The organism is Pseudomonas sp. PICF141, assembly GCF_002286815.1.
In the GTDB taxonomy this organism is placed as follows: Bacteria; Pseudomonadota; Gammaproteobacteria; order Pseudomonadales; family Pseudomonadaceae; genus Aquipseudomonas.
This window is the reverse complement of the sequence record NZ_MUNM01000050.1, coordinates 171,304-192,258: the sequence shown is the minus strand read 5'-3', so window position 1 is coordinate 192,258 and position 20,955 is coordinate 171,304. Positions and strand designations below refer to the sequence as shown.

General features: G+C 58.8%; 22 protein-coding genes and 1 pseudogene. 15 read left to right on the top strand and 8 right to left on the bottom strand.

The genetic code is table 11. From position 1 onward, the window contains the following. Nucleotides 1-12 precede the first annotated feature (12 nt). The 3 genes from uvrD to BZL43_RS13855 all read left to right on the top strand — a co-directional run bounded on the left by uvrD (nucleotide 13) and on the right by BZL43_RS13855 (nucleotide 3,891). Nucleotides 13-2,196, top strand: coding sequence for a DNA helicase II (gene uvrD / locus BZL43_RS13865; RefSeq protein WP_095632828.1), 2,184 nt, complete (start codon nucleotides 13-15; stop codon nucleotides 2,194-2,196). A 275-nt stretch (nucleotides 2,197-2,471) separates the two neighbouring features. Next, nucleotides 2,472-3,347 (top strand): Tim44 domain-containing protein, encoded by an 876-nt coding sequence (locus BZL43_RS13860; protein ID WP_095632827.1) that lies wholly within the window; start codon nucleotides 2,472-2,474, stop codon nucleotides 3,345-3,347. A 136-nt stretch (nucleotides 3,348-3,483) separates the two neighbouring features. Beyond that, on the top strand, nucleotides 3,484-3,891 hold the full coding sequence (locus BZL43_RS13855; protein WP_007896531.1) for an SMI1/KNR4 family protein: 408 nt from the start codon (nucleotides 3,484-3,486) through the stop codon (nucleotides 3,889-3,891). 178 nt (nucleotides 3,892-4,069) lie between these two features. On the opposite strand, the gene BZL43_RS13850 is transcribed toward BZL43_RS13855, so the two are convergent. Continuing rightward, nucleotides 4,070-5,833, bottom strand: coding sequence for a cation:proton antiporter (locus tag BZL43_RS13850; RefSeq protein ID WP_095632826.1), 1,764 nt, complete (start codon nucleotides 5,831-5,833; stop codon nucleotides 4,070-4,072). 197 nt (nucleotides 5,834-6,030) lie between these two features. Here BZL43_RS13850 and BZL43_RS13845 point away from each other — a divergent pair, with 197 nt between their 5' ends. Continuing rightward, nucleotides 6,031-6,513 (top strand): acyl-CoA thioesterase, encoded by a 483-nt coding sequence (locus BZL43_RS13845; protein WP_007896533.1) that lies wholly within the window; start codon nucleotides 6,031-6,033, stop codon nucleotides 6,511-6,513. 93 nt (nucleotides 6,514-6,606) lie between these two features. Here BZL43_RS13845 and pdxY read toward each other — a convergent pair whose 3' ends face one another. Beyond that, nucleotides 6,607-7,479 carry a pyridoxal kinase PdxY gene (pdxY, locus tag BZL43_RS13840; protein ID WP_095632825.1) on the bottom strand — a complete coding sequence of 291 codons (873 nt, stop codon included), beginning with the start codon at nucleotides 7,477-7,479 and terminating at the stop codon, nucleotides 6,607-6,609. Nucleotides 7,480-7,599: 120 nt separating this feature from the next. On the opposite strand from pdxY, the gene BZL43_RS13835 reads away from it, so the two are divergent. Further along, entirely contained in the window at nucleotides 7,600-8,013 is a 414-nt protein-coding gene (locus BZL43_RS13835) for a DUF3301 domain-containing protein (RefSeq protein ID WP_095632824.1), read from the top strand. 127 nt (nucleotides 8,014-8,140) lie between these two features. Here BZL43_RS13835 and BZL43_RS13830 read toward each other — a convergent pair whose 3' ends face one another. Continuing rightward, nucleotides 8,141-9,103 carry a GTP-binding protein gene (locus BZL43_RS13830; RefSeq protein WP_095632823.1) on the bottom strand — a complete coding sequence of 321 codons (963 nt, stop codon included), beginning with the start codon at nucleotides 9,101-9,103 and terminating at the stop codon, nucleotides 8,141-8,143. A gap of 26 nt (nucleotides 9,104-9,129) precedes the next feature. Here BZL43_RS13830 and BZL43_RS13825 point away from each other — a divergent pair, with 26 nt between their 5' ends. After that, nucleotides 9,130-9,486, top strand: a complete 357-nt coding sequence (locus BZL43_RS13825) for an NADH:ubiquinone oxidoreductase (protein ID WP_095632822.1) — start codon at nucleotides 9,130-9,132, stop codon at nucleotides 9,484-9,486. A 4-nt stretch (nucleotides 9,487-9,490) separates the two neighbouring features. On the opposite strand, the gene BZL43_RS13820 is transcribed toward BZL43_RS13825, so the two are convergent. Genes BZL43_RS13820 through dksA form a run of 3 tightly spaced genes read right to left on the bottom strand, consistent with a single transcriptional unit; the run spans nucleotide 9,491 to nucleotide 11,779 of the window. Beyond that, nucleotides 9,491-10,141: a DUF1826 domain-containing protein gene (locus BZL43_RS13820; protein ID WP_095632821.1), complete on the bottom strand. Its 651-nt coding sequence runs from the start codon at nucleotides 10,139-10,141 to the stop codon at nucleotides 9,491-9,493. Next, on the bottom strand, nucleotides 10,141-11,349 hold the full coding sequence (gene zigA, locus BZL43_RS13815) for a zinc metallochaperone GTPase ZigA (protein WP_095632820.1): 1,209 nt from the start codon (nucleotides 11,347-11,349) through the stop codon (nucleotides 10,141-10,143). The genes BZL43_RS13820 and zigA overlap by 1 nt, the downstream gene beginning before the upstream one ends. Nucleotides 11,350-11,377: 28 nt before the next feature. Then, nucleotides 11,378-11,779: an RNA polymerase-binding protein DksA gene (gene dksA, locus BZL43_RS13810; RefSeq protein WP_095632819.1), complete on the bottom strand. Its 402-nt coding sequence runs from the start codon at nucleotides 11,777-11,779 to the stop codon at nucleotides 11,378-11,380. A 101-nt stretch (nucleotides 11,780-11,880) separates the two neighbouring features. Here dksA and BZL43_RS13805 point away from each other — a divergent pair, with 101 nt between their 5' ends. From BZL43_RS13805 to BZL43_RS13775, 7 genes are all read left to right on the top strand, one after another. After that, a complete protein-coding gene (locus tag BZL43_RS13805; protein ID WP_095632818.1) occupies nucleotides 11,881-12,258 on the top strand; it encodes a glutamine synthetase in 378 nt (125 codons plus the stop codon). 164 nt (nucleotides 12,259-12,422) lie between these two features. Further along, nucleotides 12,423-13,319 carry a GTP cyclohydrolase FolE2 gene (folE2, locus tag BZL43_RS13800; RefSeq protein ID WP_095632817.1) on the top strand — a complete coding sequence of 299 codons (897 nt, stop codon included), beginning with the start codon at nucleotides 12,423-12,425 and terminating at the stop codon, nucleotides 13,317-13,319. After that, nucleotides 13,316-13,984, top strand: coding sequence for a metal ABC transporter ATP-binding protein (locus tag BZL43_RS13795; protein WP_095632816.1), 669 nt, complete (start codon nucleotides 13,316-13,318; stop codon nucleotides 13,982-13,984). Before folE2 ends, BZL43_RS13795 begins: the two co-directional genes overlap by 4 nt. Next, on the top strand, nucleotides 13,984-14,850 hold the full coding sequence (locus BZL43_RS13790; RefSeq protein ID WP_095632815.1) for a metal ABC transporter permease: 867 nt from the start codon (nucleotides 13,984-13,986) through the stop codon (nucleotides 14,848-14,850). Before BZL43_RS13795 ends, BZL43_RS13790 begins: the two co-directional genes overlap by 1 nt. Nucleotides 14,851-14,861: 11 nt before the next feature. Then, nucleotides 14,862-15,737 (top strand): metal ABC transporter substrate-binding protein, encoded by an 876-nt coding sequence (locus BZL43_RS13785; RefSeq protein WP_095632814.1) that lies wholly within the window; start codon nucleotides 14,862-14,864, stop codon nucleotides 15,735-15,737. Next, nucleotides 15,734-16,294 carry a DapH/DapD/GlmU-related protein gene (locus BZL43_RS13780; protein ID WP_095632813.1) on the top strand — a complete coding sequence of 187 codons (561 nt, stop codon included), beginning with the start codon at nucleotides 15,734-15,736 and terminating at the stop codon, nucleotides 16,292-16,294. Before BZL43_RS13785 ends, BZL43_RS13780 begins: the two co-directional genes overlap by 4 nt. 185 nt (nucleotides 16,295-16,479) lie before the next feature. After that, entirely contained in the window at nucleotides 16,480-17,373 is an 894-nt protein-coding gene (locus BZL43_RS13775; RefSeq protein WP_095632812.1) for a His/Gly/Thr/Pro-type tRNA ligase C-terminal domain-containing protein, read from the top strand. A gap of 108 nt (nucleotides 17,374-17,481) precedes the next feature. Here BZL43_RS13775 and BZL43_RS13770 read toward each other — a convergent pair whose 3' ends face one another. After that, nucleotides 17,482-18,003, bottom strand: a complete 522-nt coding sequence (locus BZL43_RS13770; protein ID WP_095632811.1) for a DUF3617 domain-containing protein — start codon at nucleotides 18,001-18,003, stop codon at nucleotides 17,482-17,484. A 27-nt stretch (nucleotides 18,004-18,030) separates the two neighbouring features. Between BZL43_RS13770 and BZL43_RS28825 the strand changes: the two are divergent. Together BZL43_RS28825 and cls are read left to right on the top strand one after the other, a co-directional pair. Next, nucleotides 18,031-18,111, top strand: a pseudogene (locus BZL43_RS28825) (CRISPR-associated DxTHG motif protein); the annotation flags it as partial. 23 nt (nucleotides 18,112-18,134) lie between these two features. Continuing rightward, nucleotides 18,135-19,574 carry a cardiolipin synthase gene (gene cls / locus BZL43_RS13760; protein ID WP_095632810.1) on the top strand — a complete coding sequence of 480 codons (1,440 nt, stop codon included), beginning with the start codon at nucleotides 18,135-18,137 and terminating at the stop codon, nucleotides 19,572-19,574. Here cls and cfaB read toward each other — a convergent pair. After that, the gene (gene cfaB, locus BZL43_RS13755; RefSeq protein ID WP_095632809.1) at nucleotides 19,571-20,758 is read right to left on the bottom strand and encodes a C17 cyclopropane fatty acid synthase CfaB; all 1,188 of its coding nucleotides are present in this window, start codon (nucleotides 20,756-20,758) and stop codon (nucleotides 19,571-19,573) included. The genes cls and cfaB overlap by 4 nt on opposite strands. Nucleotides 20,759-20,955: the final 197 nt, after the last annotated feature.

The window sequence follows — 20,955 nt, the reverse complement described above, 5'->3', positions numbered from 1 at the left end:
TAGAATGCCCCGATGCGCGATGATCTCTCCCTTCTGCTGAACTCCCTCAACGATGCCCAACGTCAGGCCGTAGCTGCCCCCGTGGGTCGTCAGTTGGTCCTGGCCGGTGCTGGCTCCGGTAAAACCCGAGTACTGGTGCACCGTATCGCCTGGTTGATCCAGGTCGAAAACGCCTCGCCCCACTCCATTCTGTCGGTGACCTTCACCAATAAGGCCGCTGCCGAGATGCGTCACCGCATCGAGCAGCTGATGGGTATCAACCCGGCCGGCATGTGGGTCGGCACCTTCCACGGCCTGGCGCACCGCTTGCTGCGGGCGCACTGGCAGGAAGCCGGCCTGAGCCAGACCTTCCAGATCCTCGACAGCGACGACCAGCAACGGCTGGTCAAGCGGGTGATCCGCGAGCTGGGCCTGGACGAGCAACGCTGGCCGGTCCGACAGGCCCAGTGGTTCATCAACGGGCAGAAAGACGAAGGTCTGCGTCCGCAACATATTCAAGCCAGCGGCGATCTGTTCCTGGCGACCATGCGCAGCATATATGAAGCCTATGAGGCTGCTTGCCTGCGCGCCGGCGTCATCGACTTCTCTGAGTTGCTGCTGCGTGCCCTTGATCTGTGGCGCGATCACCCGGGCCTGCTCGCCCATTATCAGAAGCGCTTCCGGCACATTCTGGTGGACGAATTCCAGGACACCAACGCCGTGCAGTACGCCTGGTTGCGTCTGCTGGCCAAGGGTGGCGACAGCCTGATGGTGGTCGGCGACGACGATCAGTCGATCTATGGCTGGCGTGGCGCGAAAATCGAGAACATTTATCAGTATTCCGACGACTTCCCCGATGCCCAGATCATCCGTCTGGAGCAAAACTACCGCTCTACCGCCGGGATTCTCAAGGCCGCCAACGCCCTGATTGCCAACAATACCGGGCGCATGGGCAAAGAGTTGTGGACCGATGGCGGCGAAGGCGAAGCGATCAATCTGTACGCGGCGTTCAACGAACACGATGAAGCACGCTACGTGGTTGAAACCATCGAAAGCGCGCTGAAAACCGGCTTGGCTCGCAGCGATATCGCGATTTTGTACCGCTCCAACGCCCAATCGCGCGTTTTGGAAGAAGCCTTGCTCCGTGAGCGCATTCCGTATCGCATTTATGGCGGTCAGCGCTTCTTCGAACGGGCAGAAATCAAGAACGCCATGGCGTACCTGCGTTTGCTGGAAGGCCGTGGCAACGATGCGGCCCTGGAGCGTGTGATCAACGTTCCGGCCCGTGGCATTGGCGAAAAAACCGTCGAAGCGATCCGCGATCATGCGCGCCACAGCCATGTGTCAATGTGGGAGGCCATGCGTCAGCTGGTGGCCAACAAAGGTCTGACCGGTCGCGCTGCGGGTGCCATAGGGGCATTTATGGAGCTGATCGAGGACCTCGCCGCCAAGTGCCTGGAAATGCCGCTGCACTTGATGACCCAAACCGTAATCGAGCAGTCGGGGCTGATTGCCTACCATCAGGCGGAAAAAGGCGAGAAAGGCCAGGCCCGGGTAGAAAACCTTGAGGAACTGGTCAGCGCCGCGCGCAACTTCGAAAACCCGGAAGAGGATGAAGAACAGTCGCCACTGTCAGCATTCCTCGGTCACGCCTCGCTGGAGGCCGGAGACACCCAGGCCGACGAACACGAAGACAGCATTCAGTTGATGACCCTGCACAGCGCCAAGGGCCTGGAATTCCCTTACGTGTTCCTGGTGGGCATGGAAGAAGGCCTGTTTCCGCACAAGATGAGCCTGGAGGAACCCGGCCGTCTTGAAGAGGAACGCCGCCTGGCCTACGTCGGTATTACCCGGGCGATGCAGAATCTGGTGCTGACCTATGCTGAAACCCGACGCCTGTACGGCAGCGAGACCTACAACAAGGTGTCGCGTTTCGTACGTGAAGTGCCCAAAGGCCTGATCCAGGAAGTGCGGCTGTCCAACAGCGTCAGCCGTCCGTTCGGCGGTGGCCAGCAGCAGAGCTCCAGCAGCCTGTTCGGCGGCAGCGAGATCCCGGACACCGGGTTCAGCCTTGGTCAGACTGTGCGGCATTCGGTGTTCGGCGATGGGGTGATCCTGAATTTCGAAGGCGCCGGTGCTCAGGCGCGGGTGCAGGTGAACTTCAGCGAAGGCAGCAAGTGGTTGATGCTGGGTTACGCCAAGCTGGAAGCGGTATAACGCTGAAAAGATCGCAGGCTTGGCCAGCTCCTACAAGGAATTCGCGTACCCTGTAGGAGCTGCCGAAGGCTGCGATCTTTTTCCAAGGCCGCCCAGGCATCCTTCCTACAGAACTTATCCACTCGTTCTACAGACCAACGTTAACAAGTCTTATTGCATGATCGGAAGCTGAACACTACCTGTCAGGCAAAAGCCCGAAACACTCTGCCGCTAGCCAGCAACACTTCAGCTGTGCAACATGGCGCGCGTGCCTTCCACAAATGGGAATTCCCTTTATGAAACGTTTTCTTAGCATCGCCATGGCGTTGTGCATTGGCCTGACGATGAGCCTCGACGCCAATGCCGCCAAGCGCTTTGGTGGCGGCAAGAGCTCCGGCGCTGCGCCGACTCACCAGACCAGCCAGATGGCTCCTTCTTCTCCTGCTGGCGGCGCTGCTGCCACTGCGGGCGCGGCCGGTGCTGCTGGCGCCGCCACCAAGGCCAGCGGTGCTTCGCGCTGGCTCGGCCCTCTGGCCGGTATCGCCGCCGGTGGCCTGCTGGCCTCCATGTTCATGGGCGATGGCTTCCAGGGCATGCAGATCTTCGACATCCTGATCATGGCGGTTATCGCCTTCCTGGTCTTCCGTTTCATCGCCGCCCGTCGTCGCAAGCAGCAGGAGCACATGGCTCCAGCCGGCGCGCCGATGCAGCGTGAAATGTTCGAACAGAAACCAGCAGCCATGGGTTCGATCTTTGGCGGTTCGGCAGCACCGGTTGCCGCTCGTCCGGTGATCAACGCGCCAGCCTGGTTCAACGAAAACAACTTCATCGAAGCGGCCCGCAACCATTTCCAGTCCCTGCAGCAGCATTGGGACGCCAACGAAATGGACAAGATTGCCGAGTTCGTGACTCCGCAACTGCTGGAGTTCCTCAAGCGCGAACGTGCCGATCTGGGCGACGGCTTCCAGTCGACCTACATCGATAACCTCCAGGTACAACTGGATGGCGTTGATGATCGTGCGGACAAGACCATCGCCACCCTGACCTTCAGCGGCGTGTCGAAGTCCTCGCGCTTTGATCAGGGCGAAGTATTCAGCGAAAGCTGGAACATGGAACGTGCACAAGGCGAAAACCAGCCTTGGCTGGTGGCCGGTATCCGCCAGAACGGCTGATCACTTCCCGCGTTTCACCTGTTGTAATAAAACCCCGGCCCCGGCCGGGGTTTTCTATTTCGCGGTTGCATCTATAGCGAGCTACTGTATAAACCGCCCCAACTAAACCGCGCCATCAAGCAAGAGGATCCCGGACGTGGAAGAAATCATCGAACAACTGCGTGAAGCCAACGAACCGGTACCGGTCCCCTTGGAGTTGCCCGACGAAGATCAGATTGTGGAAATCGAAGAGCAATTGTTCATCGACATCCCGTTCGTCTTCAGAGAATTTTTGCTGACCGTCAGCGACGTGGTCTATGGCAGCCTGGAGCCAGTGACCGTCACCGATCCGCAGTCCCACACCTACCTGCCAGACGTTGCCGCCAACGCCTGGGACGCCGGCGTTGATCGCAGCCTGATTCCGATCTGCCAGGACGGCGATAACTACTACTGCGTTGAAGAAGATGGCACCGTGGTGCTGTGGCTGGCCGAAGAAGAGTTGCTCGCCGAAGAAACCTGGGAATCGGTATGGCACTGGGCGCGGGACGTCTGGCTGGAAAGCTGATTTACCCTGCACCACTTTTTTGTAGCAGCTGGCGCAGCCTGCGTCCGGCTGCGAAGCAGTCGGAAATACCTGCGACTCGGTTAACCTGAAAAAACCTCGGCGCCTGACTTGCGACTGCTGCGCAGCCGAACGCAGCCTTTGGCAGTTGCTACAAGTGCAAGGTGCTACAAGTGCAACGTCAGTGCCTTGATGAATCGTTGTGATTGTCCAGCGTTTCCAGCAAGGCCGCCTGCATTCGCGCATGCACGCGGATGAACCAGCGCCAGAGCAGCGCCGCCACCGCCGCCGCGACTATGACGATCAGCACCAGCAACTTGTTGGTCGGCAGAATACTGGCCGACAAGGCTGCCAGCAGCAGGAAAATCATTAACAACGAGAGGATCGGAATCACTTCGGCGATCACCCGACGCACTCGCTGCGTGTGGCGGCCGGCCATTTCCGGCTTCACACCCATCTCTGCCAGCAGCATCGACAGCGCCTTGAGCTTGCGATAAGCGGCGATGAGGAACGGCTGCGACAACAGTAACGCCCCGCCCCAGATCAACGCTTTCTGCCAGCTCGGCTCGCTTATCCAACCTTGCAGGTAAACAGACATGCGTTCGGCAAAGAACGCGCCCGAGAGAAAGATTGCGATCACCAGCGCCAGATTGATCCCTACCTGCAACAGAACCCGCCGAATCATCGACGCCAACAGCGCGCGCTCGCCCTGAGGCTGAATACTGCGCAGCCATTCGCCGTACATCCCCAACACACGACCCAGGCGTTGCGGCATCACCGCAGCAAGCCTGATCGACAGCGGATCGGCCGCGCGAATCAGATACGGCGTTAACAGCGTGGTGATCACCGAGACGGCCACCGCCACCGGGTAGAGAAAACTGCTGGTGACCTGCAGCGTCATGCCCAATGTGGCGATGATGAAAGAGAATTCGCCAATCTGTGAAAGCCCCATCCCCACGCGCAACGAGGTGCGTCCATCATTGCCGGCAATAAAGGCACCGAGGCCGCAGGACAACATCTTTCCCAGCACCACAGCCACCGTGATCACTGCGATCGGCCAGGCGTATTGCAACAGGATCATCGGGTCGAGCATCAGGCCGATGGCGACGAAGAAAATGGCACTGAACAGGTCGCGAACCGGCTCGATCAGCTGCTCTATCTTCAGCAGTTGCCGCGATTCAGCCATGATCGCGCCAATCAGGAACGCGCCGAGGACCATGCTGTATTCAAGTTTGACCACCAACAGGCAGAAGCCGAAACACAGGCCCAGCACAGTAATCAGCAGCATCTCGTTGCTGTCGAATTTCGCCACGTAGGCCAGCAGTCGCGGCACCAGCAGAATGCCAATAACCAGTGCGACAATCATGAACAGTGACAGCTTGCCGACCGTGGAAAAGACCTCGCCGGAACTGACTGTGCCGCTGACCGCGATGCTCGACAGCAACGCGATGATGCCGATGCCGAGGATGTCTTCGACGATCAGCACGCCGAAGATCAATTGGGCAAAACGTTCGTTCTTCATCTTCAGGTCGTTGAGCGCCTTGACGATGATGGTGGTCGAGGAAATCGCCAGGATTGCGCCCAGGAACAGCGAATCCATGGTATTCCAGTCGAACCAGCGGCCGATTTCGTAGCCGATCCAGATCATCAGGACGATTTCCAGGAAGGCCGCTATAAACGCCGTGGCGCCAACCTTGAACAGCTTGCGCAAGCTGAACTCCAGGCCCAGGCAGAACATCAGGAAAATCACCCCCAGCTCCGCGAGGGTCTTGATGGTGGCTTCATCGTGGATCAGGCTGAACGGCGGCGTATGCGGGCCGATGATGAAGCCGGCGACGATGTAACCGAGCACCACGGGTTGTTTGAGGCGATGAAAAAGCACGGTCACCACACCCGCGATCAACATGATCACTGCCAGATCCTGAATGAAACTGATGGCGTGCATGGCATGTGGCTCCTTGGGGTAGGCTTTTGAAGGGTAACATCGCGACTTCCGACGGGAAGACGGTGCAATATATGGAAACAGATAGATTCGGGCGTGACGGCGACCTCCCGCCCGGCGTCCCGATAACTGTTGGTTTGAAAAACCAAGCACCCGCAGAGGTGTAACCCCGAATCCTGCCTTGAACCCGTGAGTACGTTATGGAACCCGGAAACGCCCAGCTGTCGATGACGGTATTGATGACACCCGACATGGCCAACTTCTCTGGCAATGTCCACGGCGGCACCCTGCTCAAATACCTCGATGAAGTGGCCTACGCCTGCGCCAGCCGTTATGCCGGCCGCTATGTGGTGACCCTGTCGGTGGATCAGGTGATTTTCCGCGAGCCGATTCACGTCGGTGAACTGGTGACCTTTCTGGCCTCGGTCAACTACACCGGCAACACCTCGATGGAGGTGGGCATCAAAGTCGTGACCGAGAACATCCGCGAGCGCTCGGTGCGCCACACCAACAGCTGCTTCTTCACCATGGTCGCGGTGGATGACCAGCGCAAACCGGCTGCAGTCCCACCGCTGCAACCGCAGAACAGTGAAGACAAGCGTCGGTACATGCAGGCGCAGCAGCGTCGGCAGATTCGTCAGGAACTGGAAAAGCGCTATCAGGACATCAAGGGCGACGCCTGACGTGTTCGGTCTTTAGATCGCTTCGCGGGCAAGCCTCGCTCCTACGGGTAATGCGCCATCCCGGTGTAGGAGCGAGGCTTGCCCGCGAAGCTTTTAAAGGCTGATCGCCGTCGCTTCAAACCGCACCCGCGGATGGGCAATCCGGTCCTGCGCACGCACCAGTTCCAGCTCATAGCTGGCGCAGGCCTGGGTTTCCAGCAGCACTTCATGCACCGCCGCCGCGGTGAATTCGAAGGCAGTCACCAGATTGTCACCCTGCAGCACGCGCGCCAGGAACAACCCGGAAGTCAGATCGCCAACGCCCACCGGCTGACGCGGAAACGCCAGCAGCGGCCGACGCAGGTGCCAGCTGCCTTCGGCGGTCACCAGCAGCATCTCGAAGCCGTCCGCCAATTTGCCGGGATAGTCCAGATGCTTGACCAGCACCGCCTTCGGACCGCGCGCCAGCAGCGCTCGCGCCATGGCCAGGCAATCGAACAATGACTGTGCCTTGCGTCCCGAAAAGCTGTTCAGCTCCAACTGGTTCGGGCACATGAAGTCGGCCACCGCTGCCGCCTCTTCCAGTAGAAAATCGCTGACCTCGGCCGGAACGGTGCAGCCCTTCTCCGGATGGCCCATTACCGGGTCGCAGAGGTATACCGCTTTGGGATTGGTCGATTTGATTCGATCCACGCCCGCGAGAATCGCTCGGCCCTGGGCCGCGCTGCCGAGGTAGCCGGACAACACGGCATCGCAATTGCCCAGCTCGCCAATCGCAGCGATACCTTCTACCAATTCCGGAATCTGATGCGGAGCCAGCACTTCCCCGGCCCATTGACCATATTGCGTATGGTTGGAGAACTGCACGGTATTGAGCGGCCACACGTTCACCCCGACCCGCTGCATCGGGAAAACCGCGGCGCTGTTGCCAGCGTGGCCGAACACCACGTGGGACTGGATGGCGAGCACATGGGGCGTACGTTTCATGCGGTGAGTTTTCCATCAAACGATTGAAATTCGAGCCGCGCAGTATGCGACTAAACGCAGCCTGTACGACAGACCGGCGACGCAGTTAAGCTGACGCTATCTTGTTGGAGCAACCTGTTGATGCTGACCCTCGGAAATATCCTCGTGTTGATGCTGCTCGCCACCGGTGGCGCGTGGTTGTGGCACAACCACGGCCTGCGCGAACGTGCGCTGGAACGGGTCATGCAGCATTGCGCCAAGCTTCGGATCGAGCTGCTGGACGGCAACGTAGCCTTGAAGAAGATCGCATTCATTAAAGACGCCAACGGCCGTCGGCGCCTGGCCCGTGTGTATAACTTCGAATTCACCGTAACCGGCGAAACCCGCCACACCGGCACCATCACCCAATTTGGCGCCCATAGCGCACAGATCGAGCTGGCGCCTTACCCGATGCCGTTCGACGACACACCGCCCGTGGCCGATATCACGAAGCCCAGAGCCGAGGTGATTGAACTGAGCCAGTGGCGGCAAGAACACACGAAATGGCGTCCGTGAGTCGGATGTCAGTCAGTTAAAACCAATCGCGGGCAAGCCCGCTCCCACAAGTTTCACACTGTACCTGTGGGAGCGGGCTTGCCCGCGATGAGGCCTTCAAAAACGACACAAAAACTCGCTAATTTGCCTAAGTGCGGCACCCCGCCAAACCTTCCTGCAGTTCTGGGACAGCCTGCTGCTCACTGAAAATCAACTCAATACGCGAATCCCGACGCCATTCACTGATCTGCCAATTCAGTGACGAGTTATCCAGCGCATTCGCCGACACCCATCCCTCGGCGCTGTGGATAACCAGCTTCGCCCGCCGCCATTCAAGATGCGCAAGCCACTTTTCGATCAATCCGGCATCGAATATCTGACTCGGATGCCACCGCCATCCAACGCTCCAGCCACCCTCCTGCACCTGACTCAAGCAAATCGGCAACGTGGGATCGGTCCAGATGGCTGGCATCTGCGCCAATCCTTTGGGCGCGACAAAGTTATCCACACCCCCGACAGCCTGAGCCGCGATCCCCGGCAACTTGCCCAACGGCAAGGCGGCTTGCTGCGTCCAGTACAAGGGAAGCGTTGGCAACTGTGCGGCGATTCGTTGGCGATCGCTGTCGTTGAGGTTTTCTGCCTTGTTCAGCAACAGCAACCCGGCACTGTCCAAGGCTTGCTGTTGCGCCGCCGGTAACGGTTTTCCGGCCGCGAGCGCCTGAGCATCCAGCACCAGCACGCACGGCTGCACCGCCAGGACGCCTTGCCACGGAACCTCACTCAATTGCCGAAGTAACTGCGCCGGATGTCCCAGTCCGGAGGGTTCGATGAACAGTCGATCCGGTCGCGCCTTGCGCAGCAATCGCCCCAGGCCGATCTGAAACGGCGCACCATTGACGCAACACAAACAGCCCCCGGCCACTTCCCCCAGTGCGATACCATCGGCATCCTGAGTCAAAAGCGCGGCATCCAGACCGATCTGGCCGAACTCGTTGATCAACACCGCCCAGCGCTCACCCGCGGGCCGTTGCGCCAGCAGGTGCTTGATCAGGCTGGTCTTGCCGGCACCTAGTGGGCCAGCAATGACGTGGGTGGGAATGTTCTGCAACATGGTCGAGGTTTCTGAGGAGGTAAAGGATGCGGTTGATGGGATGGTCGTTGCTGCTGGCGCTCACGTCGGGCGAAGCGCTGGCCCAGGCTTGCGTGGTACACAGCACGGCTGAGCGGCTCGATGTGAAGGTCTGCCAGCAAAACCGCAACATCCCGGAAAAACTGTTCGCCGATGGTTTCTGCCAGCCGAATTTGCCCGGACAGACAGTCGAGGTGCAGTACGTCGACCAATGCCCCACCGGCGCGTTCGGAGTGTGCAACAACGCTCAAGTCGCCAATATGCCTTACCGGCAGGATATTCACTATTACGGCGTGGCCTCCGATGCGGCATATTTGAAGCCGTTTTGCGAAGCCCAGAGCCAGGGAACCTGGCTCAAACCTTGAGCGGCTAGCTCAGCCAGTCAAGGGTCAGGATCAAACGACGCTCACCCGGCGCCGGCTGCGGCGAGCGGTGGATCAAACCGAAGCCTTCGTTGCCGTGCCACTTCTCCCCTTTAAGCAACGCCACTTCGCCGCTGGTGATTTGCTGGATCAGCGAATTGTTCTGCGGTTCGGCCTCAGGTTTGCCTAATTGCCGGCGATCCATCGCCCCTTCTTTGAGCCATTGGCTGCCGATACCTGCGTAGGTGGTGATCAACCGCACCGGCACATGATCGACGTGGAAACGCGGGCACATGGCGGTGTCCAGAACCCGCAGGCGCAGGCCGATACGCTGGGCGCCCAACAGGCAGGCGAAGGCGCTGACCAGCCAGGAAACATCGGCGATAAAGCCTTCGTAGCCTTCAAGGTCACTGAAGCCTGAGGCTAAACCGTGGAGATTGGGATCGGCATCATCGCCGGGCAGTTCCAGGGACAGCGACTCGGCCAGCGGCTCATTCAGGGACAACAACAAACGAGCGAAATCGGCAATGTGCACCGGGAGCTGGCGTTGCCAGAGGGCCAGGTTCACGCCGTCGTCCAGAATTCCGGTCAGCACTTTTGGCGTATCACCTTGGACCTGACGAATGACCGGTCGCAGCTTCAGACTGGGCGCCAACATCAGGCAGCCGCCTCTTCGTGCCAAGGACCGAACGGATCGGGCAGTAACTGCCAACCCTCGACACCCAAGGCCATTTCAGCATCCGTCAGCAGGCAGTTGTCGAGTTCGGCGGCGAGTTGCGCAAAGTCGATGTTCTGGCCGATAAACACCAGTTCCTGGCGGCAATCGCCGGTGGCGGCGGTCCAGTTTTCCATGATCCCGGCGGTACTTTCTTCGTCTTGCGGCCACTGGTTTTTTGGCACGAAACGCCACCAGCGCCCGGCAAAACCGTGACGCATCAAGCCCCCAGCCTGGGACCAACTGCCAGCGTCCCGGTGTTTGCTGGCCAACCAGAAAAAGCCTTTGGAACGCAGCAATTTGCCGTTCACCCACGGACGGTCGATGAAGCTGAAGAAACGCTGTGGATGAAAGGGTCGCCGCGCCCGATAGGCCGTGGAGGCGATGCCATATTCCTCCGTTTCCGGCACGTGCTCACCGCGCAATTCCTGCAACCATCCCGGCGCCTGAGCGGCTTTTTCGAAGTCGAAGCGCCCGGTGTTGAGGATTTTCTTGAGCGGCACTTCGCCCATGACCATCGGAATGATTTCTGCCTGGGCATTGAGCCGTTCAAGGATTGCAATCAACTCCTGGCGCTCGCGGTTGCTGATCAAATCGATCTTGCTGATCAGGATCACGTCGGCGAATTCGATTTGCTCGATCAACAGGTCAGTGATCGAGCGTTCGTCCTCCTCGCCCAGGGTTTCGCCACGGGAAGCGAGGCTTTCGGCGGCCTGATAGTCGAGCAGGAAGTTCATGCCGTCGACCACGGTGACCATGGTGTCGAGCCGTGCGAGGTCCGCCAGGCTCTGCCCTTCTTCATCGCGAAACGTGAAGGTTTCGGCCACGGGCAGAGGCTCGGAAATGCCTGTGGACTCGATCAACAGGTAATCGAAACGACCGTCCTTGGCGAGTTTGCCGACTTCTTCGAGCAAATCTTCCCGCAAGGTGCAGCAGATGCAGCCGTTGCTCATTTCCACGAGCTTTTCTTCGGCACGGTTCAGACTGACATCGCGCTGAACTTCGCTGCCATCAATGTTGATCTCACTCATGTCATTGACGATCACCGCGACCCGCAAATTTTCGCGATTACGTAATACGTAATTAAGAAGTGTACTTTTTCCGGCACCGAGAAAGCCCGAAAGGACGGTCACGGGAAGACGATTAGGCATCAGGTATTCCTCATCAGGATATGGCCGGTCAAATCGCCCGTTGATGGCGTTCGCGCAGCTCTTCACGTTCTTTGGCTTCAATACACAGAGTGGCGGTGGGTCGCAGCAGCAGGCGCTTGAGACCAATCGGCTCACCGGTTTCGCGACACCAGCCGTACTCACCGCGGGCCAGGTGTTCGAGGGCTTCGTCAATCTTGTCCAGGAGCTTCTTTTCCCGCTCCAGCAGGCGCAGTTGCCACTGGCGCTGTTCTTCGGCGCTACCGATGTCAGCGGGATCGCTGTGGGGTTCCTGCTCGCGTAACGCGTCGAACTCGCCGGCAATGCGTTCCTGCAGCTCGCCACGAGCCAGCAACAGCTCGCGAAAGAAGCCTTGCTGGGCGTCGTTCATGTAATCGGCGGCGGGTTGAGCGAGGAGTTCTTGCTTAGTCATGGCGATGGATCATCAGAGCGGGTGTATTTTTATGTTATAGTATAACAATACAAACAAGCCACTCCCTCTTGCGCGTCCCGTCCGCCTCTTTGAGAAATGCCATGGGAAACACTCTGAAATTCTCGCTATTGAGCCTTTCGTTGCTGATTGCGGTTGATGCCTGGGGACAAATCCAGAACCTGGCCAACTGCACGCGCAGCGCCAATTTGCTGGCCTGCGTGGATGCCGACGGTAATGCCTATAGCGTTAACACCGTCGGCAGCACGATTTATCTGCGCGGCTTCGAACAGGCCGGCAAACGCCAATGGGCACAAACCAACAGCCGCTATGGGCAACTGACGTTCTTCACGGGCATCGCTTCTGATGGCGAAGCCTGGGTCGGCTACAACCACCGGGTTGGCTGGACAACCATCAATCGGTTTTCCAGTTCCGGCGGCAGCAGTGGCAAGTTCACGTGCAGCCGCATGACCGGCTGCTAGGCCTGCGCCTTCTGTTCCTGCTGCCAAGCGAGGTCGTTGTTCATCGGTGGTTTTTTTGAAATAGCGCTGCGGCCCTTCGCCGAAAGCCCGCCCACGAAAAAGGCATCGTCGATTTCACTGTTATAATATAACATGCCAAATCAACTCCCACGATGGACCTGCTCATGAATGCGCTGACTCTGCCGGATATCGCCGCGCAGGCTTCACGCCAAGCCCTGCCACTCGATTGGGTGGGCATGTGCGGCATTGCTCTTCCGGTTTTATTCGATGGCCAGCGACTGAGCGCAAAGGTCGACGCTGGCGTTAGCCTTGACGATGGAGAGGCGCGCGGCATCCATATGTCGCGGCTGTATCTAGCGTTGGAAATGCTTGAGCGGAAAAACCTTTCGCCTGCCTTATTGCGGCGAGTCTTGCAGAATTTTCTCGAAACCCATGAAGAGCTTTCCCACAACGCTTACCTGAAAATTCACACCGAACTATTGCTCAAAAGACCTGCGCTCGTCAGTCCATTGGCCGGCTGGAAAACATATCCGGTGAGCATCGAAGCCAGTTTGAAAAAAGCGATGTTCCACGTGGAACTAAAAATCGACGTTGCTTATTCCTCAACCTGCCCGTGCTCAGCAGCGCTTTCGCGGCAGTTGATTCAGCAACAATTCGTGGATGACTTCGCCAACAAATCACTGCAACACGCCGATGTTCTGGCTTGGCTCGGCTCTACGAAAGGTATCGTTGCGACGCCGCATAGCCAACGCAGCAATGCGCAATTGCAACTGCGTCTGGACGGTCGTTTGGATGAGCTGCCGCTGATCGACGCGATCAATGATGCGGAAGCAGCCCTCGGCACAGCGGTGCAAACCGCCGTGAAGCGCGCCGACGAACAAGCTTTCGCCCTCGCCAACGGCCAGAATCTGATGTTCTGCGAAGACGCCGCTCGACGCTTGAACCTGGCCCTGAAACGTTCCGCCGGGATCAACGCCTTTCACGTGCGAGTCGTTCACGCCGAAAGTCTTCATGCCCACGATGCTGTCGCTGAAAGTCGCTGGAATTGGGAGGCCGCATGATCCAATGCCAAGCCTTGCGCTGGGGCGCTCCCGGTCAACCGCTCACGCCATCGGTGGATTTCCAGTTAGCCAAAGGCAGTTTGACCGCGGTCATCGGTGCCAATGGATCGGGTAAAACCAGCCTGCTGAAAGTCATCGCCGGTCTGCAAAAGCCACTGGCAGGAAAAGTCATCATTGATGTTCCACGCAAAGGCGGCCTTTCGTTTCTGCCTCAGCAACAACACCTGGACCGGCAGTTCCCCATCAGCCTGCAAGAGTTGGTGGCCGCAGGTTTCTGGGGCAGCAAGCAAACTCCGGAGATTCGTCGCCAACGTCTCAAGTCTGCACTGCAAGACTGGTGTTTGAGCGGCCTGGAACATCGCCCATTGATGGCCCTCTCCGGAGGCGAATTGCAGCGAGCCTTGCTCGCCCGGTTGAGTCTTGCCGAAGCCCCTTTGTTGTTGCTCGACGAACCCCACGCCGCGCTCGATGAACTCGGACAGGCGCTACTGTGGAAACACATCCACGCCTGGCATGCCGAAGGCCGAACCCTGGTCGTGGTGTGTCATGACCTGGCCGCCGTGCGCCAATACATCCCACAAGCCCTATTGATCAAAAGCAGCGGCTGCGTGCTAGGCCTCAGTACCGATCTGATTCGCCAACAACCTCAGACGCAGGTGGCTTGATGATCGCTGCCGCTCAGCTCTGGCAACCGTTCCACGAATTCGTATTCATGCGCCGTGCGTTGCTCGGTGCTCTCGTTCTGGCGTGCAGCACGGCACCGCTTGGGGTGTTTCTGATCCTGCGGCGCATGAGCCTGATCGGCGACGCGGTGGCTCACGGCATCTTGCCCGGCGCCGCATTGGGCTTCTGGTTCGCCGGGTTGAGTCTGCCCGCACTGACCATCGGTGGCCTCGGTGCCGGCTTGAGCATGGCCGGACTGGCCGCCTGGATCACCCGCCGCACCGGCCTGCGAGAAGACGCGAGTCTGGCCGCGATCTATCCGATTTCGCTGGCCAGCGGCGTGCTGATCCTCGGCATCGCCGGCAAGCGACTGGACCTGTTGCACCTGTTATTTGGCTCGGCGCTGGCAGTCGACGGGCCGACTTTGACCGGCATGATTTGGGTCTCGGGCTTCAGCCTGATCGCCATGGCCCTCATCTACAAACCCCTGTTGCTGGACACCCTCGACCCGCTCTTTCTGCAAACCGTCAGCCGCCTCGGGCCACTGGCTCATGGGGTATTTCTGACGCTGGTGGTGCTGAACCTGGTGATCGGTTTCCAGGCTATCGGTGCCCTGATGGTGGTCGGTTTGATGATGCTGCCAGCCGCGGCTTCTCGCTTCTGGAGTCGCCGCTTGCCAGTACTGATGATCATCGCCGCGCTGCTCGGCTGCCTCTCGGTCTGGCTCGGCTTGTTGCTGTCGTTTTACTACTCGCTGCCCAGCGGCCCGGCGATCGTGCTGACGGCTGGCGGTTTGTATTTGCTGTCCGTGGTCTTCGGTCCGGTGCACGGTTTGCTGCGCCGCCCGCCTTTGCTCACATCCCAATGAGGTGTTGCCCGATGCGCGCTTTACTCGTGCTGTTCAGTCTGATGCTGACGATGTCGTTGTCTGCCGCGGAAAAACTCCAGGTCGTCACCAGCTTCAGCATCCTCGCCGACATGACCCATCAAATCGGCGGCGACCATATCCAGATCACCAACATGGTCGGGCCGGACGCCGATGCCCATACCTATGAACCGACCCCGGACGATGCCAAGGCGCTGCTCAAGGCCAGGCTGATCATCAAAAACGGGTTAGGTTTCGAGCCATGGCTGGATCGTCTGCTGACCAGCACCGAGGCCAAAGCTACGGTCATCAGTGCCAGCCACGGTGTCATTCCACGCTCGCTGGAAGAAGATGGCGAAACCATTCCCGACCCCCATGCCTGGCATAACCTGGCAAATAGCGAGCTGTACATCAGCAACATCACCAAAGCGCTGATCGCCGCCGACCCTGCCAACAAAGCCGACTACGAACACAACAGCCAGGCCTACCTGAAAAAGATCTATGCCTTGCTCGCCGAGGCCAAAGCCAAGCTCGGTTCGCTGCCGCCGGGTAATCGCAAAATCGTGACCTCCCATGACGCCTTCGGCTATCTCGGTCAGGCGTACGGCATCGACTTCATGGCGCCACAAGGTCTGTCCACCGAACGTGAACCGTCGGCGGCCGAAGTCGCTGCGCTGATCACCCAGATTCGTCAGGCCCAGGTCAAAGCGGTGTTCATGGAAAACATCAAGGATGCACGCCTGCTCAAGCAAATCGCTGATGAAAGCGGCGCGCGTATCGGCGGCACGCTTTACTCTGACGCTCTTGCGGCGACGGGCCCGGCCAGCACCTTCGCCGGGTTGTTCGAATACAACCTCAACACCCTGTACAACGCGATGAGCAAGCCATGATCCGCAAGAATCCTTCCGGCGATCTGCCGTCGATTGCTGAGTCCGCGTATGTGGATAAAACCGCCATCATCTGCGGCAAAGTGGTGATCGGCGAGAACGTATTCGTCGGCCCGTACGCGGTGATTCGCGCCGATGAAGTGGATGACTCGGGCGAAATGGAAGCGATCACCATCGGCGCCAATTCGAATATCCAGGACGGTGTGGTGATTCACTCCAAGTCTGGCGCGGCGGTGACCATCGGCGAGTTCAGCTCTATCGCCCACCGTTCCATCGTGCACGGTCCCTGCACCGTCGGTAACCGCGTGTTCATCGGATTCAACAGCGTGCTGTTCAACTGCGCGGTGGGCGACGGTTGCGTGGTGCGGCATAACTCAGTGGTCGACGGTCGTGACTTGCCCGAGGACTTCTACGTGCCCTCCACCACGCGCATCGGGCCCAATACTGACCTGTCGCAATTCCCACCGGTGAGCGTCAGCGCCTCGGAGTTTTCCGAGGATGTGGCACGCACCAACGTCGATCTGGTGCGCGGCTACAAAGCCCTGCAAAACGAATTCTGACCATGAGCAGCGTGTCGTGACTGGCTGGTAAGTCATGGTCGCATCATCAAGATGCGACCGCAGTATTGAAGGTGAAACGAACGCCGTGGCAATCCGGTTGCACGTTTTGCATTTGACCACGGGCAGGGTTTAGCCCTACGGTTTATGCCTAGCACGCGTTATCGAAAACATTCGAGAACACGATCATGATCCATATCACCCTGCCCGATGGTTCATTGCGTGAGTACGATCAGCCACTGTCTGTATATGAAGTCGCTGCGAGCATCAGTTTCGGGTTGGCCAACGCGGCGGTGGCCGGTCGGGTCGACGGCGTGTTGGTCGATTGTGGATTCCTGATCAAGGGCGATGCCCGGGTAAGCATCGTCACGCCTCAAGAGCCCGATGGCCTGGAAATCCTTCGCCGTTCCTGTGCGCTGATGTTGGCCATGGCCGTCAAACAGCTTTATCCGCACGCGCAATTGCGCACAGGCTCGTCGCTGGGTGACGGTTTCTTTTATGAGTTTGCTTTACGGCATTCTTTAACGCTGGCCGAGTTGCCCCTGATTGAAACGCGCATGCGTGCATTGGCGGCAACCAACCATTCGATCCGCCGGGAAACGGCTTCCCGGGCAACGCCAACTGGACGGTTATCGCTGTATCGCTTGGGCGATTTTGAAAGTTTTGCCGCAGGCCCGCATGTACCCACCACCAAGGTATTACAGGCCTTCGCGCTGGATCATATTGGCGGCACCTCTGAGCAACGGATCTACGGCACGTGCTGGTCCAGCCAACAGGAACTGGACACCTGGCGAGCGCCGTCGCAGGTAATGGTCGTGAACATTGATGAACGTCAGAGTGCTTATGCGCACTCGGTGACCGAGACACTGCGCCGCCGCGGATTGCGCGCCAACTCGGACCTGCGTAACGAGAAAATCAGCCACAAGATTCGCCAGCACAGCCAGAAAGTGCCGTATCTGTTGGTAGTGGGCGAGAAGGAAAAGCAAGGCGGGTTTGTCAGTATGCGCAGCGGCAGCGGAGAAGACTTCGGAGAGAAAGGGATTGAGGCGGTATGTGAATTGTTGAATCCGCTCCGGACTTGAGGTGCCCGAGCGGACGCCTTCGCGGGCAAGCCTCGCTCCTACAGCATCTGGGTCGTTCGCACGATCGACATTGATACCCCGTAGGAGCGAGGCTTGCCCGCGAAGCTTTTAGGCCCGAGGTTTAACGGTCCCGCAATCCTGGCCCAACCACACAGCACGAGTATCGAGGCTGCCCTTCTGCTGAATGCCGGTGGCGTTGAAGGTGCCGTTGACCTTGGTGGTGAACTCGCGATCGCTGAGGAATGTGGCGACACCCGCGCCTTGCGCTTTCGGACAGCTGAAGCGGAATTTCCACTGGTTACCGGTACGCTCGGTGATTTCCTGCTTGCAGCCCGACTGTGGGTCCGTCAGCGGAATGTCGTTGGTCTTCACTTGCTCAGGCGTGAGGCACGCACGAATTCCTTTACCACCCATGGTGATGCCCTGTTTCTCCAGCTGCGCACGCTGCTCAGGGGTCATCTGACTCTGTATCTGGCCGAGGATCAGTTGCAGATCGGGCAGATTCTGATCATCGACCTTCATGTTGCTTGAAGTCATTTCCCACAAGCCTGGCTGCAACATCTGCGCCTGAGCAGCCACAGAAAATGTCAAACCAAACGCTATGGCCAAACCCAGCAGACGAACGTTCATCGAGTAACTCCTGATCATTAGTGGCCGTTAGACGTCAGCCACGGACTTCGGTTCATGGGCCAATTAAATAGCGACATTCTGCCCGGAACATGGTCTTTTAAGCATTGAATCTTCAGGAGCAAGGCTGCCCCATGGATTATTTCGGACCGCATGTGTTCGGTTATCTGATCGCTCTGTTGCACGCGCTGGGCTCGATTGCCGCCATTCATGCCGTATTGACCGTTCGGACCGCCCAAGGCTCGATCGCCTGGGCTCTGTCACTGCTGTTCATTCCCTACCTCACGCTTATTCCTTACCTGGTCTTCGGCCGTAGCACCTTCGATGGCTACATCAAGGCCCGACGGCAAGCCAACGAGGAAATGCGCAAGGCCATCTCCGAGCTGAACTGGCGCCCTTGGGTAGAAGAGGCACTGGCCGCTCGTGCCTCCAGCGCCTACGCGTCGTTGAGAGCCATGCCCAAACTGGGACACATGCCGTGTCTGGCGAACAACGAAGTGCGCTTGCTGATCGACGGCCAAGCCACCTTCGATGCAATTTTCGATGCCATCAGCAATGCCCGGCAAGCGGTGCTGATCCAGTTCTTCATCATTCACGATGACCGCCTCGGCCAACGCCTGCACACCTTGCTGACGAAAAAAGCGGCCGAAGGCGTGGCCATTTACCTGCTCTACGACCGCATCGGCAGCCACTCATTGCCCCACGGTTATGTGCAACCGTTGCGCGACGCCGGTATCGAGGTCAAAGCCTTCGCCACCCGCAGTGGCTGGCTCAACCGTTTCCAGGTCAATTTCCGCAACCACCGCAAGATCGTCGTGGTCGACGGGATTGTCGGTTTTGTCGGCGGGCTCAACGTTGGCGACGAATACATGGGCGAAAAACCGCCCCTGGCGCCATGGCGTGACACCCACGTACAAGTACGCGGGCCGGTAGTGGCCTGCATGCAGGAGTCCTTCGCCGAAGACTGGTTCTGGGCGGCCCGTTCGCTTCCACCCTTGATCCTGCCGCAGGTCTATCCCGATGACGGCGTGCTCTGCCAATTACTGGCCACCGGCCCTGCGGATTCCTGCGAAACCTGTTCGCTATTCTTCGTCGAAGCCATCCATGCGGCGACGGAACGGGTGTGGATCACCACGCCTTATTTCATCCCTGACGAAGCGGTGTTCGCCGCGTTACGACTGGCGGTATTGCGTGGTGTGGATGTACGGATTTTGTTGCCGTCGCGGGCGGATCACCGGATCGTCTATGCCGCATCCAGCCTCTACGCTTTCGAAGCAGTACGTGCGGGCGTGCGCTTGTACCGTTACCAACCGGGGTTCATGCATCAGAAAGTGGTGCTGATCGACAGCGAAATCAGCGCCATTGGCAGCGCCAACATGGACAACCGTTCGTTCCGGCTGAATTTCGAAGTGATGTTGCTGACGGTCGACAGCGTATTTGCCGCCAAAGTGGAACACATGCTCAATGATGACTTCGCCCAGGCTCACGAAATCGCCAAAGAAGAAAGCCGGCAGACCCACCGCCTGCAACAGATCGGCATGCGGGTCGCACGGCTTATTTCACCGATTCTTTAAGGGTTGTATATGTCGTCGCGGGTCCAGGGCAGTTCATGGCTGCCATCGGGATGGGTTTTCACCGCGAGAATTTGATGCAGGTTGATCCAGCCTCGGGCAAAGGCATAGGCGCACCCTGCCAGGTACAACCGCCAGATCCGTAAAGCCTGTTCCGGCACCAGTTTGCTGGCGGCTTCCAGATTGTCTTCCAGGCGTTCGCTCCAGTGGTCCAGGGTTCGCGCGTAATGCAGGCGCAGGCTCTCGACATCGACGATTTCCAGCCCCGCTTCGCTGATCTCGGCGGAGATCATCGCCAGGTGCGGCAGCTCGCCATTGGGGAATACGTACTTCTCAATGAACTCGCCGGCGCCGCGCCCAACCGGCCGGCCGTCGGTGTGCTTGGCGGTGATCCCGTGATTCATCACCAGACCGCCCTCCTTCACTGCACTGAACAAGATTTTGCAGTACTCGGCCAAATTGGCGTGGCCGACGTGTTCGAACATGCCAACGCTGACCACCTTGTCAAAGCGACCGTCCTGCGGCAGATCGCGGTAATCGAGCAGTTGCAGTTCGATCTGATCCTCCAGGCCTTCGGCTTTCACCCGTTCGCGGGCCAGTGCCAATTGCTCTTTACTCAGCGTGATTCCGAACACTTTCGCGCCGAACTCCCGAGCCGCATAGCGCGCCAACCCGCCCCAGCCGCAACCGACATCCAGCAGATATTCGCCTGGCTGCAAGCGCAACTTGCGGCACAGGTGGCGAAACTTGGCTTGCTGGGCTTGTTCGAGGGTTTCACTGCCGGTCTCGAAATAGGCGCAGGAATACGCCATGTCGCTGTCGAGCCACAATTGATAAAACGCGTTGGAAAGGTCGTAGTGGTAGGAGATGGCCTGGGCGTCGGTTTCCTTGTCATGGACGGTGCGCACAGGCTGATTGCCTTCCTCACCGTTCAACAACGCCTGGCTCCATTCATCGCAGACACGAATCACGTCGCTGATGGAGCCTTCCAGCTCCAGCTTGCCCTCGACGAACGCCGCCCCCAACGCATCGAGGCTGGGATGGGTGAACTGGGTAACCATGTGGGGGTCCTTGACCACAATGGTGACGCTGGGCGCCGGCCCCAGATTGAATTCATGACCATCCCAGAGTCGCAAGCGAAGCGGTAATTGCAGATTCTGTAAGGCCGGTGGAAGTTGCGCGAGCATGAAAAGTCCCCCTTGTTTCAGACGCCAAATCTGAGGGTAGACCATCCCTGAAAAATAGCAGGCTATCGATTAATAGCCCACTTTCTGATCCCGGTGTTGCCATCAACGGTGAAACCCAGCCAACGGTCGGCTCCTTGTGAGTGACCGCCTTACCCTAGATGACTACAAATCCGGCACACAGTTCTGAAAAGTTGTAG

What these genes read in the sequence shown, in the direction of transcription:
- BZL43_RS13850 (WP_095632826.1), bottom strand. Translation starts at nt 5,833, where the DNA reads ATGCACGCCATCAGTTTCATTCAGGATCTGGCAGTGATCATGTTGATC.
- BZL43_RS13830 (WP_095632823.1), bottom strand. Translation starts at nt 9,103, where the DNA reads ATGTTGCAGAACATTCCCACCCACGTCATTGCTGGCCCACTAGGTGCC.
- BZL43_RS13780 (WP_095632813.1), top strand. Translation starts at nt 15,734, where the DNA reads ATGATCCGCAAGAATCCTTCCGGCGATCTGCCGTCGATTGCTGAGTCC.
- cfaB (WP_095632809.1), bottom strand. Translation starts at nt 20,758, where the DNA reads ATGCTCGCGCAACTTCCACCGGCCTTACAGAATCTGCAATTACCGCTT.
- cls (WP_095632810.1), top strand. Translation starts at nt 18,135, where the DNA reads ATGGATTATTTCGGACCGCATGTGTTCGGTTATCTGATCGCTCTGTTG.
- BZL43_RS13835 (WP_095632824.1), top strand. Translation starts at nt 7,600, where the DNA reads ATGCTGACCCTCGGAAATATCCTCGTGTTGATGCTGCTCGCCACCGGT.
- zigA (WP_095632820.1), bottom strand. Translation starts at nt 11,349, where the DNA reads ATGCCTAATCGTCTTCCCGTGACCGTCCTTTCGGGCTTTCTCGGTGCC.
- BZL43_RS13790 (WP_095632815.1), top strand. Translation starts at nt 13,984, where the DNA reads ATGATCGCTGCCGCTCAGCTCTGGCAACCGTTCCACGAATTCGTATTC.
- uvrD (WP_095632828.1), top strand. Translation starts at nt 13, where the DNA reads ATGCGCGATGATCTCTCCCTTCTGCTGAACTCCCTCAACGATGCCCAA.
- BZL43_RS13805 (WP_095632818.1), top strand. Translation starts at nt 11,881, where the DNA reads ATGGGAAACACTCTGAAATTCTCGCTATTGAGCCTTTCGTTGCTGATT.
- BZL43_RS13860 (WP_095632827.1), top strand. Translation starts at nt 2,472, where the DNA reads ATGAAACGTTTTCTTAGCATCGCCATGGCGTTGTGCATTGGCCTGACG.
- BZL43_RS13795 (WP_095632816.1), top strand. Translation starts at nt 13,316, where the DNA reads ATGATCCAATGCCAAGCCTTGCGCTGGGGCGCTCCCGGTCAACCGCTC.
- BZL43_RS13820 (WP_095632821.1), bottom strand. Translation starts at nt 10,141, where the DNA reads ATGTTGGCGCCCAGTCTGAAGCTGCGACCGGTCATTCGTCAGGTCCAA.
- BZL43_RS13825 (WP_095632822.1), top strand. Translation starts at nt 9,130, where the DNA reads ATGCGGTTGATGGGATGGTCGTTGCTGCTGGCGCTCACGTCGGGCGAA.
- folE2 (WP_095632817.1), top strand. Translation starts at nt 12,423, where the DNA reads ATGAATGCGCTGACTCTGCCGGATATCGCCGCGCAGGCTTCACGCCAA.
- pdxY (WP_095632825.1), bottom strand. Translation starts at nt 7,479, where the DNA reads ATGAAACGTACGCCCCATGTGCTCGCCATCCAGTCCCACGTGGTGTTC.
- BZL43_RS13785 (WP_095632814.1), top strand. Translation starts at nt 14,862, where the DNA reads ATGCGCGCTTTACTCGTGCTGTTCAGTCTGATGCTGACGATGTCGTTG.
- dksA (WP_095632819.1), bottom strand. Translation starts at nt 11,779, where the DNA reads ATGACTAAGCAAGAACTCCTCGCTCAACCCGCCGCCGATTACATGAAC.
- BZL43_RS13770 (WP_095632811.1), bottom strand. Translation starts at nt 18,003, where the DNA reads ATGAACGTTCGTCTGCTGGGTTTGGCCATAGCGTTTGGTTTGACATTT.
- BZL43_RS13775 (WP_095632812.1), top strand. Translation starts at nt 16,480, where the DNA reads ATGATCCATATCACCCTGCCCGATGGTTCATTGCGTGAGTACGATCAG.
- BZL43_RS13845 (WP_007896533.1), top strand. Translation starts at nt 6,031, where the DNA reads ATGGAACCCGGAAACGCCCAGCTGTCGATGACGGTATTGATGACACCC.